Origin of the sequence: Nesterenkonia rhizosphaerae, assembly GCF_039544555.1 — a bacterium.
Taxonomy (GTDB): domain Bacteria; phylum Actinomycetota; class Actinomycetes; order Actinomycetales; family Micrococcaceae; genus Nesterenkonia; species Nesterenkonia rhizosphaerae.
In genome coordinates this window covers 1-14,198 of the sequence record NZ_BAABLW010000002.1, presented here as the reverse complement: position 1 = coordinate 14,198, position 14,198 = coordinate 1, and the positions used below count along the sequence as shown (strand labels likewise).

Below are 14,198 nucleotides of genomic sequence, written 5' to 3'. Positions count from 1 at the left end.
CAAAGATGAGAAAGGCGCACGCTATGACAGCGTCTGCTGAAAAAACACAACCCGGCAGTGTCCGGGTAGCCGTACAGAAGTTCGGCTCATTCCTCTCGGGAATGATCATGCCGGTCATTCCGGCCCTGATCGCTTGGGGAATCATCACCGCGATCGTGGTCAACATCGAGCAGTTCTCCGATGGCTGGGCACCTGCTGATGCGCTCTCCACCATCGTCGGTCCGATGATCCACTACCTGCTGCCGGTGCTGATCGCGGTGCAGGGCGGCAAAATGATCTACGAGATGCGCGGCGCCGTCGTTGGTGCTGTGGCAACTTTCGGTGTCATCGCCGGTTCGGACTTCCTGATCGCGGAGTTCAACGCCGCGCTTCCGGAGGGTCAGGATCCGCTGGCCGAGGTTCACATGTTCATCGGCGCGATGATCATGGGCCCGCTGGCGGCATGGCTGATGAAGAAGGCTGACGGCCTCTGGGAAGGCAAGATCAAGGCCGGCTTCGAGATGCTGGTCAACATGTTCTCCGCCGGCATCCTCGGCTTCCTGATGGCAGTCGTCGGCTTCTTCGGCCTGGCTCCGGTCATCAACTGGTTCATGGACGTTCTCGGTTCTGCTGTGAGCTTCCTGGTGGAGAACCAGCTGCTGCCGCTGACCTCGCTGATCATCGAGCCGGCTAAGGTCTTCTTCCTCAACAACGCCATCAACCACGGCGTGCTGACTCCGCTGGGCGTCACCGAATCAGCAGGCGAGGCCGGTAAGTCCATCCTCTTCCTGCTCGAGGCTAACCCCGGCCCGGGTGCCGGTGTCCTGCTGGCCTTCACCATCTTCGGTGTGGGCGCTGCACGTGCCACGGCCCCCGGTGCGTTGCTGATCCACTTCGTCGGCGGTATTCACGAGGTCTACTTCCCCTACGTGCTGATGAAGCCGACTCTGCTGCTGGCAGTGGTCGCAGGCGGTGCCACCGGTGTAACCACCAATATGCTCTTCGACTCGGGTCTTGTGTACCCTGCCGCCCCGGGCTCCATCATCGCGGTCATGTTCGCCACTGCCGCAGACAGCTACCTCGGCGTGATCCTCTCGGTGATCCTCTCCACTGCTGTCAGCTTCGCAGTAGCTGCAGTCATCCTGCTGGCCGACCGGCGCCGTAATGTCGACGGCGACGACGAGTTCTCCTCCGCTGTGGCAAAGACTGCCGCCGCTAAGGGCAAGTCCTCCTCGCACCTGGACAACCTCGCCGGTGCCGCTGCAGTCCCGGCATCGTCGACTGAACAGATCCGCACCGTGTACTTCGCCTGCGACGCAGGCATGGGATCCTCCGCGATGGGCGCCTCGGTGCTGCGCAAGAAGTTCCAGGGCGCGGGCATCGAGAATGTCAGTGTCACCAATAAGGCCATCGCTGGGCTGCCCGGCGACGCTGACCTGGTCATCACCCAGCAGAACCTCACCGACCGTGCCCGGGTGAAGGAGCCGAATGCGATCCACGTGTCCGTGGACAACTTCATGAACGCTCCCGAGTACGACGACGTCGTGGAACTGGTCAAGAACAGCGGCGCCTCCGGTGAGACCGCCGCGGCTGACCCGATCTCCGCACCTGCTGGCCCCGGTGGGACCGCCACTGCGGTCAAAAGCGGAATCCTGACCCTGGAGCAGATTCGCATCCACTCCGGTGCAGCGACCCAGGACCAGGCATTGCAGGAAGCAGCAGACATCCTGGAATCCGCCGGCGCGGTGACCAGCGACTACCTGCAGGCGATGCGTGACCGTGAGGCCACCGTCTCCACCTTCATGGGCAGCGAACTGGCCATCCCACACGGCACCAATGCGGCCAAGGCAGCGATCAAGGCCTCGGCGCTGTCGGTGGTCCGCTACGACGGCGGCGTGGACTGGTCAGGAGATCACACCACATTCGTCATCGGTATCGCCGGTGTAGGCGATGAACACCTGGAGATCCTGTCTCGAATCGCCACGCTCTTCGCTGACGAAACAGAGGTCGCCAAGCTGAAGGCAGCCTCCACCGAGCAGGAGATCCTGGATCTGCTCTCGGCCGTGAACGAAGGCTGAAGCTGGAACAGGCCGGCCCACCGGCGCTGGCCTAGCCACTGAACCGAATCATCTGAAAGCGTGAGGGTGCGCGGACTGAGACCATCAGTCGGCGCACCCTCACGCCGTTATTAGACATCCATGCATGACCGGGCAGCCGGATCCTGACAACGGATCCGCCCGGACACACTCCTGGGGAGGAGATCAGATATGAAGGCTGTTCATTTCGGAGCAGGCAATATCGGCCGCGGTTTCGTGGGGCTGCTGCTGCATGAGGGCGGCTACGAGGTGGTGTTCTCCGATGTGGCCGCGCCCTTGGTAGAGGCTCTCACCGCGGCTGACTCCTATCTGGTGCACGAGGTCGGCACCGGCGGAGAAGACAAGACCGTGACCGGCTTCCGCGCAGTCAACAGCGCCGAGAACGCCTCGGCAGTGGCCGAAGAAGTCGCAACCGCTGACGTGGTGACCACCGCAGTGGGGCCGACCATCTTGAAGTTCATTGCCCCGCATATTGTGGCCGGCCTGCGCCAGCGCCCAGCCGATTCGCAGAAACTGCAGGTCATGGCCTGCGAGAACGCTATCGGCGCCACGGACACTCTGCGTCAGGCTATGCAGGAGCTGGCCGGCGAGGGCTGGGACGAACTGGCCGCCAAAGCAGTGTTTGCCAATACCGCAGTGGACCGAATCGTCCCGGGCCAGCCAGCAGATGGCGGCATCGATGTCACCGTGGAGCCATTCTACGAATGGGCTATCGAGAAGGGACCTTTCGGGGAGAATCTGCCTAATATCCCCGGTGCCCACTTCGTCGATGAGCTGGGGCCCTATATTGAACGCAAGCTCTTCACCGTCAACACCGGCCACGCCACGGCCGCGTACCTGGGGACAGCGGCAGGTCTGGAGAAGATCGCCGATGCCCTGGCTGATGAGCACGTGGCCGCAGGAGTCACCGCCGCTCTGGAGGAGACCTCTGCGCTTCTGGTGGCCAAGCATGGCTTTACCCCTGATCAGATGCAGTCCTACCGGGACACCATCCTTGACCGCTTCCGCAATCCGGCGCTGCCTGACACCGTGGACCGGGTGGGCCGCCAGCCGCTGCGTAAGCTCTCCCGTCATGAACGGCTGATCGGCCCTGCGGCCGAGGCCGCCGAACGGGGACTGCCGGTTCAGGGACTGCTCGCCGCTATCGAAGCCGCGCTGGCCTTCGACGTTGCCGCAGACGAACAAGCTGTGGAGATGAAGAAGCTCCTGGGCCAACTCAACGCTGAGGCCTTTACCGAGAAGGTGACGGGCCTGACCTCTGCCCACCCGCTCTTTACGGCAGTGGTGGAACGGGTGGCAGCAGCCCAGCGCTGAGCTGTCCGCACTTGCAGACGACGACGGCGGCGGCGCCCGCACCACGTTCGGTCACGCAGTTTGACCTTACTTTCGGTGCTCGTGGGGGTAAAACCGGTGAAACCGACGTCATATTGCGTGAGCGAATAAGAGTATAGAACGACGGCGGCCCCTCGGTCCTAGATTCTGCAGAATCCTGGGAGACCGGGGAGCCGCCGTCGTTGTTATTGGTGTTTAGGCCGCGGCAGGTGCCTTGCGGGTCCAGCGCTTCAGTGCGATCACGCTGAGCGCAGTCAGTGCGGCACCTGCCAGCACAGCCAGCAGGAACAGCAGGAAGCTGTCGATGGCGAAGGCCACAAACACACCACCATGCGGTGCATAAGAGGTCACACCGAAGACCATGGTCAGGGCGCCAGTGACAGCGCCGCCCAGCATCGAGGCCGGCAGCACGCGCAGCGGATCTGACGCCGCAAAAGGAATGGCACCTTCAGAGATGAAGGCCGCACCCAGCAGGACTGCAGTCTTGCCGTTCTCCCGCTCAGCGACGGTGAAGAGCTTGCGGTCCAGGAAGGTTGCCAGGGCGAGACCCAGCGGAGGCACCATGCCTGCGGCCATCACGGTGGCCATGATCATCAGCGGGGCGTCGCTGCCGGCAGCCACTGCTCCGGAGACACCGGCTACGGCAAAGGAGTAGGCCACCTTATTGACCGGTCCGCCGAGGTCGAAGCACATCATCAGGCCGAGGATGACGCCCAGCAGGGCCGCAGCGGAACCCGTCATGGACTCCAACCAGCCCTCCAGCGAAGCCGTCAGTGCGGCGATGGGGCCGCCCAGCACCAGCAACATCAGCCCAGCGGCAACGATGGTGGCCACCAACGGAATGATCACCACCGGCATCAGTCCGGCCAACCAGCGCGGCACATCCAAGCGCCGGAACCAGTAGGCGACTGCACCGGCCAGCACGCCACCGACGATGCCGCCGATGAATCCGGCGTCCATGGACAGAGCCACAGCACCGGCAGTGAAGCCCGGTGCGATACCAGGGCGGTCGGCCATTCCGTAGGCGATATAGCCCGCCAGCGCCGGCACGAGGAAGCCCATGGCGGCACTGCCCATGGTGAAGAACACCGAACCCAGATAGCCGCCTAGCGCGCCCCAGCCATGGAAGTCGGCCGGAAGCTCTGCTGCAGTGGGCAGATTCCACAGGGAGTGATTAAAAGCGATATCCGAGGCCACATCGGTGATGTTGTAGCCGCCGAGCAGGAACCCCAGTGCGATGAGCAGACCACCGGCTGCAACGAAGGGAATCATGTAGCTCACACCGGTCATCAGCACACGCTGGACGCTGCGACCGAAGCTCTCCCGGCCCTGCTCGCCCGTGGCAGCCTCGTCCTCGCTCTCGGAGCTGACAACTGCCGCATTGGGGTCCTGGGCCGCGCGCAGTGCATCATCGAGCAGGGCACCGGGATCATCGATGCCGCGCTTGACTCGGGCCGCCACCACCGGCTTGCCTGCGAAACGGCTCTTATCCCGTACGTCGACATCCACGGCGAAGATCACCGCCTCCGCGTCCGCAATAGCCGAGGCGGGAAGCGGCGTCGAACCCGCTGATCCCTGCGTTTCCACATGCAGGTCGATGCCGCGTGCCTGTGCGGCCTGCTTGAGTGCATCGGCAGCCATATAAGTGTGGGCAATACCCGTGGGGCAGGCGGTCACCGCCACCAAACGGCGCACCGGCTCACCGGCCTCAGCGGTGGGCTCCTGGGCGGTGGGCTCTTCGGCGGACGGCTGTTCTTCGGTGGGTGCCACCGCAGAGTCGATCAGCGCCACCACCTCGGAGGCGCTGCCGGCACTGCGCAGTGCGGTGACGAATTCATCCTGCATCAGGCCAGTGGCCAGGGCCGAGAGGATCTTCAGGTGATCCTGGCTGGCGGTCTCCGGAACGGCGATGAGGAACACCAGATCAGCCGGGCCGTCGAAGGAGCCGAAGTCCACGGCGGTGCCCAGGCGGGCGAAGGCCAGGGTCGGCTCGGAGACCGCGGAGGTTCGGCAGTGCGGGATGGCGAAGCCCCCGGGCATGCCCGTGGCTGACTGCTCCTCACGCGCCCAGGCGCTGGCGATCAGCGGTTCGGCGTCGGAGGCTCTGCCTGCAGTCACGATCTGGCCGGCCAGCTGCTCGATCACCTCGCGCGGCTGCGCGGCGGTGATCCTCTCTAAGCTGACCAGCTCTTCGGTGATGATGGCCATGATCTGTAGTCCTTTTCCTTATCGGGTGAGCTCGTCGACGACGACGTCGTCGAGCACGAGTTGTTCGGGGACCGGCATGGTGGAGCCGGGAAGTGAAGCCGCCGCCCGGCCCTGGGCCATGGCCCGGCGTAGGCAGCTGCGGGGATCTTCGCCCTTCACGTCTGCGGCGATGAATCCGGCCAGTGCGGCATCGCCGGCACCGACGGTGCTGCGCACTGTCAGCGGCGGACCCCAGGCGCTCAGCACCGGATGGTGCTGATCCGCTGAGACGTAGACGGCGCCGTGGCCGCCCAGGGTCACCAGGGCCGCCTGGACGCCGTGGGGCTTCAGGGCGCGGATCAGCTGCACCACCGCGTCCTTGGAAGCCTCCAGCTCAGCGGCTGAGAGTTCGGGGATTTGCTCCGGCTCCAGCAGCGCGTGGGCCAGCTCCAGCAGCTCCTCAGCATTGGGTTTGATCAGATCCGGTGCCGCTGCCACCGCTTCGGCCAGCGCCGGCCCGGAGGCATCGACTGCCACCAGGTGCCCGCCGGCGCTGCGCAGCCTGGTGATGGTCTCGCGGTAGAACTGCGTGCTCAGTCCCGGCGGCAGGGATCCGGCCAACACGGTCCAGGCCGCCTCGGTCGCGCTGCCGATGATCAGCTCGATAAAGTCGGCTTCAGCCTCAGCGCTGAACTGGGGGCCGGGCTCGTTGACCTTGGTGGTGGTGCCCAGCGGATCGGTGATGGCGATATTCATCCGCAGCGACTGCCCGATGGGTATGCTGCGACAGCTGACGCTGATCTCAGCCAGGCCGGTGAGCACCGGGTCAGCGGGATCACCGGGTAGCACGGCCAGGTTCTCCACCCCCGCAGCGGTCAGGGCGCGGGAGATGTTGACGCCTTTGCCGCCGGGCTCGGCATGGGTCTGGGCAGCTCGCTGCACATGCCCCACCGCCAGCGGAGCCGTTAGCTCGACTGTCTTGTCCAGGCTGGGGTTGGGGGTCACGGTCACGATCATGGAGCCACCACCACATCAACTTCGGCCTCCTGCAGGGCCTGGGCCAGGGCGGCCTGCGGCTCAGCATCGGTGATCAGCACATCAATGTCCTCCAGCCGGGCGAACTGCACCAGTGAGGTGCGGCCAAGCTTGGAGGAATCCGCCAACAGCACCCGTTGCTGTCCTGCTTCTAGTAGGGCTGTCTTCACAGCGGCCTCGGCAGTATCCGGTGTGCTCAGCCCGAACCCGGCGTCGACTCCATTGGTGCCCAGGAAGACCACATCGGCGCGGCGGCGCTGCAGTGCGGTGGTGGTCTGCGCACCTACGGCAGCTCCGGTGATGCCGCGGATGCTGCCCCCGAGGATCTCGACGTCGAAGGAGCTGGCATTGCTGAGCCGCTGAGCGATGGGGAGTGCGTTGGTGAGCAGGAACCGTCGGGCACTCGAGTCAGTCGCTGGGCGATCTGCCAGCAGCCCAGCCAATGCTTCGGTGGTGGTGCCGGCGTCGATGATCATCGAGCCTCCGGTCTCTGGCGGCAGATAAGCCAGCGCCGCCTGGGCGATGCGCAGTTTCTGCTCCGACTGCCGGGCGAGCCGCTCCTGCAGAGAACTTTCAGCCCGAGACGGGGTGGAGGCTGCCACTGCGCCGCCATGTATGCGGCGTAGCGCGCCCTCGGCTTCCAGCTGGTCGAGGTCGCGGCGCACTGTTTCGCGGGTGACGGCGAAGCTGTCGGCCAGCTGCTGGACGCTGACGGTGCCGTCTCGAGCCAGCAGCGCGAGAATACGGTCATGCCGTTCGGGGGCCAGAAGGGCCATAGAGAGTGTCTCCCTTGCGGGTAAGTGGTCTGGCACACATCGTGTGGGTTTAGTCGGACTTTATCTGTGTTTATCTGCGTTTTGCAACATTGCGCTGGTGGAGGGGGTGCGGGGGTCTGTGATTCCAGCCTTTTGGGGCCGGGCGGGCTCTGCTGTATAGTTGGAGGTTGTTGTGCGTGTCCAGCCCTGCCTGGAATCGTGTTGAGGCGGCTCAGTTGCATGGCCGTGAAGCCTCCGCGAGACGGGATGGGGAGCTACGGAACCGGATTCTTTCCAGCCCTCACCTGGAATACCGAGTGCACTGACACAATGGGCTTCCCTCGGGGAGTCCAGACCAAAAGAGCAATTGAACAGATGGCGACGCAGCGTGACTCTCACACACTGCTGCAGCCGGCATCTGAACCGTAGAAGACCGACCGTAAGGCATACCAACGTGCGTACGTACACTCCCAAGAATGGCGACGCCGACGCTCAGTGGCACATCATCGACGCCACCGACGTCGTCCTGGGCCGTCTCGCCAGCCAGGCTGCGACCCTGCTGCGCGGCAAACACAAGCCGACCTTTGCACCTCACCAGGACATGGGCGACTTCGTCATCATCATCAACGCTGAAAAGGTCGCCGTCACTGGCGACAAGGTTTCCAAGAAGCGCTACTGGCGCCACTCCGGGTTCCCGGGCGGCATCAAGTCCATCACCTTCGGTGACATGATCCAGCGCTACCCCACCCGTGCTGTGGAGCAGGCCGTCAAGGGCATGCTGCCTCACAACAAGCTGGGTGCTGCACAGCTGAAGAAGCTGCGCGTCTATGCAGGTGCTGAGCACCCGCACGCTGCCCAGCAGCCTAAGCCGTTCGAAATCTCCCAGGTCGCTCAGTAGTCCTGGCCACCCGACACTAGATACTTTCAAGGAGAAACGTGGCTCAGAACACTGAAGAGCTCACCGAGACCGAGGAGCTGACCAGCTACACCTCGGAATCTGCCCCCGCCGCTGCCGAAGAGGCCGCCCCAGAGCGCGCCCCGCTGACTGTTCCCGGTGCAGCGATCGGCCGCCGCAAGCGCGCCCGTGCCCGCGTCCGCATCGTGCCGGGCACCGGCAAGTGGACCATCAACGGCCGCAGCCTGGAGGATTACTTCCCCAACAAGCTGCACCAGCAGGAGGTCAATGACCCCTTCACCCTGCTGGGCCTCGAAGGCGCCTACGACGTCATCGCCCGCATCGACGGCGGCGGCCCCTCCGGTCAGTCCGGTGCCCTGCGCCTGGGAATCTCCCGTGCGCTCAACGGCATCGACCGTGACCACAACCGTGCTGCACTGAAGAAGGCCGGCTTCCTGACCCGCGACGCTCGCGCCGTGGAGCGGAAGAAGGCAGGTCTGAAGAAGGCCCGCAAGGCCCCTCAGTACTCCAAGCGCTGATTCACGCCTTCCCGGTGTGCTGCTGCGCAGTCACACCGGGGCCCGGGCGATAATCTGGTCGGCTTATCCCCGATCAGGCAGCCGTGCTGGCAAGCGCTTGGCTCCACAAGCGCTGATCACAGCTTTGCTACGAAAATCCCCGTCGGGTTCTCCCGGCGGGGATTTTCGTGTTCGCCCTCTAGACTGTTCCCCAATATGACCAGATTATTCGGAACCGATGGTGTTCGTGGTGTGGCCAATGGGCTGCTGACTGCGGACCTTGCTCTTCGTCTCTCCCAGTCTGCTGCGGTGGTGCTGGGACATCGTCGTGCGGCTGCAGGCCGCAGACCTGTTGCTGTTGTGGCTCGTGATCCGCGGGTCTCCGGTGAGTTCATCTCCTCCGCGGTAGAGGCCGGGTTGGCTTCCTCAGGTGTGGATGTCTATGACGCCGGTGTGCTGCCCACCCCTGCTGCGGCGTTCCTAGTGGCGGATATCGACGCTGATTTTGGTGTGATGATCTCTGCCTCGCATAACCCGGCCCCTGATAACGGGATCAAGTTCCTCGGCCGTGGCGGGCATAAGCTCGATGACTCGGTCGAAGATGAGATCGAAGCCCAGATGGGACAGGCCCCTGTCCTGCCCACCGGGGATCAGGTCGGGCGTATCAAACGGTTCTCAGACGCCGAAGACCGGTATGTGGTGCATCTGCTGCAGTCCCTGGGAGAAGTCTCTCTGAAGGGGCTGAAAATCGTGCTGGACTGCGCCCATGGTGCGGCTTCGGGCTGTTCCCCAGAAGCTTTCGCTGCTGCCGGTGCTGAAGTGATCGTCATTGGTGCTGATCCTGATGGACTGAACATCAATGATGACTACGGATCCACGCACCTGCAGAACCTGCAGGAAGCAGTGATCTCTCATGCTGCTGATCTGGGGATCGCCCATGATGGTGATGCTGACCGGTGTCTGGCGGTTGATCACACCGGGGAGATCATCGATGGTGATCAGATCATGGGCGTTCTGGCCCTGGCGCTGAAAGAAGCCGGTGGGTTGAACGATGACACCCTGGTGGTCACGGTGATGAGCAATCTGGGGTTGAAGCTGGGGATGGCTAAGGCTGGAATCAACCTGGTGGAGACCGCGGTGGGGGACCGGTATGTGCTGGAAGGTATGCGTGCTGGTGGGTTCAACCTTGGTGGTGAGCAGTCTGGGCATGTGATCTTCAGCGATTATGCGACCACTGGTGATGGTGTGCTCACGGGTCTGCAGTTGGCGGCTCGGGTGGCTGCTACGGGTAGGTCATTGCGTGAGTTGGCTGATGAGTCGATGACGAGGTTGCCGCAGGTGCTGATCAATGTGGCTGGTGTGGATAAGGCCCGGGTGAAGTCGCATGAGGTGGTGCAGGCCGCTGTTGCTGCGGTGGAGGCTCGTTTAGGGGAGTCTGGGCGCGTGTTGCTGCGGCCATCGGGTACTGAGCCTGTGGTGCGGGTGATGATTGAGGCAGAAACTGCTGATCTTGCTCGGGCTGAGGCTGAGGCTCTGGCAGATGTTGTCAAAGCCGAACTCGCCCTCTAAACCATGAGAGAACCGGCGCGTCTAGCAATCCTGGGCATGGGCGCTATGGGGCAGTCCTGCCTTGAAGGGCTGCGCGAGCGGCTGCCGCAGACACAGTTCGCATTTCTGGAGCGAGAGCATCGAATCCATCGACTCAGCGAGGAGGCCTCGGCACGAGGGTTCTCTGATGTCACCGAACTGCTGGACTGGCAGCCTGACCTGTTGGTGGAATGCGCCGGGCACAGCGCCGTCCGTGATGCCGTCCCTGAGGCACTGCGCCGCGGCGTCGACGTCGTTATCGCGTCCCTCGGTGTGCTCGGCGATGACCAGCTGAAGATGACACTGGATGAAGCCGCTGAGTCCAGCGGAGCCAGGCTCACTGTGGTCTCAGGTGCCATTGGGGGACTGGACGCCCTACGTGCTGGGATGCTGGCCGGAGTTGACTCCGTGGTCTATGAAGGCCGCAAACCTCCGTCCGCCTGGCGGGGGTCTGCAGCTGAGGAGCTCTGTGCGCTAGCGCAGCTGGAGCACGCGGAAGTGTTCTTTGAAGGAAGCGCCAGAGCGGCAGCGGCACAGTTTCCCAAGAATGCCAATGTCACCGCTGCAGTGGCCCTGGCAGGTGTGGGCTTTGACAGTACCGTTGTGCGTCTCATAGCTGATCCTCATGCCAAGGAGAACTCGCATACCGTCGACGTCGAGGGAGCATTCGGCAGGCTCAGGATCGTGCTGACCAACCATCCACTGCCGCAGAATCCCAAAACCTCCTGGTTGGCTGCTCTGAGCGTGCAGGAGGCCGTCCTGCGCCGCGTGGAGGCTATCGGGTTCTGACCCGACCGGGCCCAGTACGCGGCGCGCGCCTAGATCAGTCCTTACCCCAGACCATGTTCTTGGCCTTGCCCAGCAGCCCCGGATTCTGCTCGGCCTCGGCTTTAGCAGCCGCCTCGGCCTCAGCCTGGCGCTCAGCTTCGACCAGTGAGGCGATAAACGCGGGATTGGTCACCTCGGTCTGCGCCTTGAGCTGATCACGGATCTCACGAAGCAGCATGATGTTCTCCTCGGGCGCCTCCTCTACAGCGCCCAGCTTCCTATTGCGTGCCTCGATCATCTTGTTCATCGGCAGAATGATCACAAAGTAGATAGCGGCGGCAATCAGCAGGAAATTCACCAGCGCCGTCAGCAGCACGCCGAACTGCAGGGCATTGCCGTTGAACCAGACGACGCCGAAACTGTCGAAGTCAGGAGCGCCCACCAGGCCGGAGATGAACGGCATCAGCACGTTCTCCACCATGGCGTTGACCACTGCACCGAATGCCGCACCAATGACCACAGCAGTGGCAAGGTCGATGACATTGCCCTGCATGATGAAATCTCTGAATCCCTTGAGCATGGTGACAGTGTAAGCCGCGCCGCTCGCCTATGGCCGAGCTTCTTTAGGGGTAGGTGGGTTCGGCGTCGTCGTAGTCAGGTGCAGCTGGCTGCTCCCAGTACTCCTCCAGGGTGAGGCCCAGCTCAAAGACCTCGGTGGCGGTTTCGACTCCCACATAACGCAGGTGCCACGGCTCATAGGGATAGCCGGTGATGTGCTCCATATCTTCCAGATACCGGATGATGAAGCCGAAACGGTGCGCGTTCTCCGCCACCCACTGCCCCTCGGGGGTGTCAGCGAAGCACTCCCCGAGCATGCAGTCAGGATTTTCGATACTGATCACATCCGCGGCCAACCCGGTCTGGTGCTCGGAGTACCCCGGCCGGGACATATAGAGGTCCGTGGCCTCGGTACCTACCTCAGCATGGCGGGCCCAGTAGATCTGGAACTGATAGTCGAAGGAGCGGTACCCGCTGACCAGTCCCAGGGCCATGCCCTCCTGGCGCCCGGTGGCAATGAGCTCCTCCAGGGCGGCTGCGGGCTCCTGCCGCAGGGACATGGCGGCTTCTGGGCCGTAATGCGGAACATCAGGTACCACCAGATCAGTGGGCGCGTAGTCCACCGGGTCAAAGGGGTTCTGTCGATTCACCAGCACGTGGATGGAATCGGGGTCCCAGGAGGGGTCACTGGCACGCTCGGGTTCAGGCTCCGGCTCAGGCTCAGGCTCAGGCTCCGGCTCGGGCGTTGGTTCCGGCTCCGGTTCGGCGGCCGCTGCTGAGGACCCCGCCGGGGAGGCAAGGTCGTCGTCGGAATTATTACCCGACAGCTCAGCGGACTCAGACCCCTCGGCGTCCTGGCCGCTGGGCAGCAGCCCCCAGGTTTTCAAGCCCGCATAGAGCCCAAAACCCAGCAGGGCCAGCAGGACCACGGCAATCACCGCAGCCCAAGCCCGACGCCGCCGGTAAACAGCTCGACGGCGCTGCAGCGCCTGCCCACGGGACTCAACCATCACAGTGTCAGACCTTTCGCAGCAGCACCCGGGAGACACTGTGATCAGCGTCCTTGGACATCACCAGCTTCGCCCGTGAGCGTGTGGGCTGAATGTTCTCCCGCAGGTTCGGGCCGTTGATGCGCCCCCAGATATCGGTAGCGCGCTCCATCGCTTCCTGGTCACTGAAGGTGCTGTAGCGGTGAAAGTAGCTCTGCGGATTGGCGAAGGCACCGGAGCGAAGCTTCATGAACCGGTCCACATACCACTGCTCAATATGCTTGGGCTTGGCATCCACATAGATGGAGAAGTCGAAGAAATCGCTGAGTGCCGGACCCACAGTGCCGTCCTCGCGGTGCCGGGCAGGCTGCAGCACATTGAGCCCTTCCAGGATCAGCACGTCCGGACGACGCACCACTACCTGATCGTCGGGGATGATGTCATATCGAAGATGCGAGTACTTTGGTGCCCGGACTTCAGGGCGGCCGGACTTGATCTCCGCCACAAAGCGCAGCAGCCCACGGCGGTCATAAGCCTCCGGGAAGCCTTTTCGCTCCATCAGCCCACGGCGCTCCAGCTCAGCATTGGGGTAGAGGAATCCATCGGTGGTCACCAGCTCCACTCGCGGAGTGGAGGGCCAACGCCGCAGCATCTCCTGCAGTACGCGCGCAGTAGTGGACTTGCCCACAGCCACAGAACCAGCCACGCCGATCACAAAAGGCGTACGCCGCGTGGTCTCACGCAGGAACTCATTGGTCTTGGTCCGCAGATGCGCTGCGGCCTCCACATAGATGTTCAGCAGCCGGGACAGCGGCAGATAGACCTGCGCCACCTCCTCCAGGGAGAGGTGCTCTCCGATGCCGCGTAACCGGTCGACGTCGTCCTGGTTCAGCGGCTGCTCAATAGTGTCCGCCAGCCGCGCCCAGGCCGGTCTGTCCAGCTCCACAAACGGGGAGTAGGACGTGGTGCCGTCTTCAAACGGTGGGGACCCCGCCCACGGCGCAGTCCCCAGCACCTCCTGAGGGATAGGCCCCGTAGAGACGGCAGGAAACGGCCCGTGCGAGGGCTCTTCAGACAGGTGCGAAGACACACAGACACGATACCCTGGTGTACATGTGTGGAATTGTTGGCTATATCGGCCTGCCTGAGAAGACCAGTGAGCATGCTGCTCTGGATGTGCTGCTGGAGGGTTTGCGGCGTCTGGAATACCGCGGGTATGACTCCGCCGGTGTGGCCACCGTTGCTGATGGTGTGATCGAGGGCCGGAAGAAGTCCGGGAAGCTTGTGAATCTGGTGGCAGAGATTGATGCTGCTCCGATGCGTCCAGCTTCTATCGGTATTGGTCATACCCGGTGGGCGACTCATGGTGGGCCTACTGATCAGAATGCGCACCCGCATTTCGGTGATGAGGGCCAGCTGGCGGTGATCCATAACGGGATCATTGAGAACTTCGCTGAGCTGAAGGAAAAGCTGCTGGCTGCCGGGGAGGTCTTTGAGTC

11 protein-coding genes and 2 pseudogenes are annotated in these 14,198 nt (G+C 63.4%); 7 read left to right on the top strand and 6 right to left on the bottom strand.

Going from position 1 to position 14,198, the window contains the following annotated elements; all coding sequences use genetic code 11:
• Positions 1-23 precede the first annotated feature (23 nt).
• Both ABEA23_RS01560 and ABEA23_RS01555 read left to right on the top strand, forming a co-directional pair.
• Positions 24-2,057, top strand: coding sequence for a PTS mannitol transporter subunit IICBA (locus ABEA23_RS01560; RefSeq protein WP_345476372.1), 2,034 nt, complete (start codon positions 24-26; stop codon positions 2,055-2,057).
• A gap of 189 nt (positions 2,058-2,246) precedes the next feature.
• Positions 2,247-3,389, top strand: coding sequence for a mannitol-1-phosphate 5-dehydrogenase (locus ABEA23_RS01555; protein ID WP_345476371.1), 1,143 nt, complete (start codon positions 2,247-2,249; stop codon positions 3,387-3,389).
• Between the two features lie 213 nt (positions 3,390-3,602).
• Here ABEA23_RS01555 and ABEA23_RS01550 read toward each other — a convergent pair whose 3' ends face one another.
• Genes ABEA23_RS01550 through ABEA23_RS01540 form a run of 3 tightly spaced genes read right to left on the bottom strand, consistent with a single transcriptional unit; the run spans position 3,603 to position 7,405 of the window.
• Positions 3,603-5,618 carry a PTS fructose transporter subunit IIABC gene (locus tag ABEA23_RS01550; protein ID WP_345476672.1) on the bottom strand — a complete coding sequence of 672 codons (2,016 nt, stop codon included), beginning with the start codon at positions 5,616-5,618 and terminating at the stop codon, positions 3,603-3,605.
• Positions 5,619-5,633: 15 nt separating this feature from the next.
• Positions 5,634-6,611, bottom strand: a complete 978-nt coding sequence (locus ABEA23_RS01545; protein WP_345476370.1) for a 1-phosphofructokinase family hexose kinase — start codon at positions 6,609-6,611, stop codon at positions 5,634-5,636.
• Positions 6,608-7,405, bottom strand: coding sequence for a DeoR/GlpR family DNA-binding transcription regulator (locus tag ABEA23_RS01540; protein WP_345476369.1), 798 nt, complete (start codon positions 7,403-7,405; stop codon positions 6,608-6,610). Before ABEA23_RS01540 ends, ABEA23_RS01545 begins: the two co-directional genes overlap by 4 nt.
• A gap of 433 nt (positions 7,406-7,838) precedes the next feature.
• Between ABEA23_RS01540 and rplM the strand changes: the two genes are divergently transcribed.
• The 4 genes from rplM to ABEA23_RS01520 all read left to right on the top strand — a co-directional run bounded on the left by rplM (position 7,839) and on the right by ABEA23_RS01520 (position 11,173).
• Positions 7,839-8,282, top strand: coding sequence for a 50S ribosomal protein L13 (gene rplM / locus ABEA23_RS01535; protein WP_044493939.1), 444 nt, complete (start codon positions 7,839-7,841; stop codon positions 8,280-8,282).
• A gap of 38 nt (positions 8,283-8,320) precedes the next feature.
• Positions 8,321-8,818, top strand: a complete 498-nt coding sequence (gene rpsI / locus ABEA23_RS01530) for a 30S ribosomal protein S9 (protein WP_044493941.1) — start codon at positions 8,321-8,323, stop codon at positions 8,816-8,818.
• Between the two features lie 195 nt (positions 8,819-9,013).
• A complete protein-coding gene (gene glmM / locus ABEA23_RS01525) occupies positions 9,014-10,366 on the top strand; it encodes a phosphoglucosamine mutase (RefSeq protein ID WP_345476368.1) in 1,353 nt (450 codons plus the stop codon).
• Positions 10,367-10,369: 3 nt separating this feature from the next.
• Complete coding sequence (locus ABEA23_RS01520) at positions 10,370-11,173, top strand: aspartate dehydrogenase (RefSeq protein WP_345476367.1); 804 nt, start codon at positions 10,370-10,372, stop codon at positions 11,171-11,173.
• A 178-nt stretch (positions 11,174-11,351) separates the two neighbouring features.
• Here the strand turns inward: ABEA23_RS01520 and mscL are convergent.
• The 3 genes and pseudogenes from mscL to coaA all read right to left on the bottom strand — a co-directional run.
• A pseudogene (gene mscL / locus ABEA23_RS01515) lies at positions 11,352-11,732 on the bottom strand (large conductance mechanosensitive channel protein MscL); the annotation flags it as partial.
• A gap of 43 nt (positions 11,733-11,775) precedes the next feature.
• The gene (locus tag ABEA23_RS01510; protein ID WP_345476366.1) at positions 11,776-12,720 is read right to left on the bottom strand and encodes a M15 family metallopeptidase; all 945 of its coding nucleotides are present in this window, start codon (positions 12,718-12,720) and stop codon (positions 11,776-11,778) included.
• 7 nt (positions 12,721-12,727) lie between these two features.
• Positions 12,728-13,711: a type I pantothenate kinase gene (gene coaA / locus ABEA23_RS01505; protein WP_425577098.1), complete on the bottom strand. Its 984-nt coding sequence runs from the start codon at positions 13,709-13,711 to the stop codon at positions 12,728-12,730.
• Between the two features lie 101 nt (positions 13,712-13,812).
• Here coaA and ABEA23_RS01500 point away from each other — a divergent pair.
• Positions 13,813-14,198 (top strand): annotated as a pseudogene (locus ABEA23_RS01500) (glutamine--fructose-6-phosphate transaminase (isomerizing)); the annotation flags it as partial.

Bases quoted from the DNA above. Each gene is read 5' to 3' on its own strand.
- ABEA23_RS01520 (WP_345476367.1), top strand. From the start codon at position 10,370: ATGAGAGAACCGGCGCGTCTAGCAATCCTGGGCATGGGCGCTATGGGG.
- ABEA23_RS01545 (WP_345476370.1), bottom strand. From the start codon at position 6,611: ATGATCGTGACCGTGACCCCCAACCCCAGCCTGGACAAGACAGTCGAG.
- ABEA23_RS01560 (WP_345476372.1), top strand. From the start codon at position 24: ATGACAGCGTCTGCTGAAAAAACACAACCCGGCAGTGTCCGGGTAGCC.
- ABEA23_RS01510 (WP_345476366.1), bottom strand. From the start codon at position 12,720: ATGGTTGAGTCCCGTGGGCAGGCGCTGCAGCGCCGTCGAGCTGTTTAC.
- glmM (WP_345476368.1), top strand. From the start codon at position 9,014: ATGACCAGATTATTCGGAACCGATGGTGTTCGTGGTGTGGCCAATGGG.
- ABEA23_RS01555 (WP_345476371.1), top strand. From the start codon at position 2,247: ATGAAGGCTGTTCATTTCGGAGCAGGCAATATCGGCCGCGGTTTCGTG.
- ABEA23_RS01540 (WP_345476369.1), bottom strand. From the start codon at position 7,405: ATGGCCCTTCTGGCCCCCGAACGGCATGACCGTATTCTCGCGCTGCTG.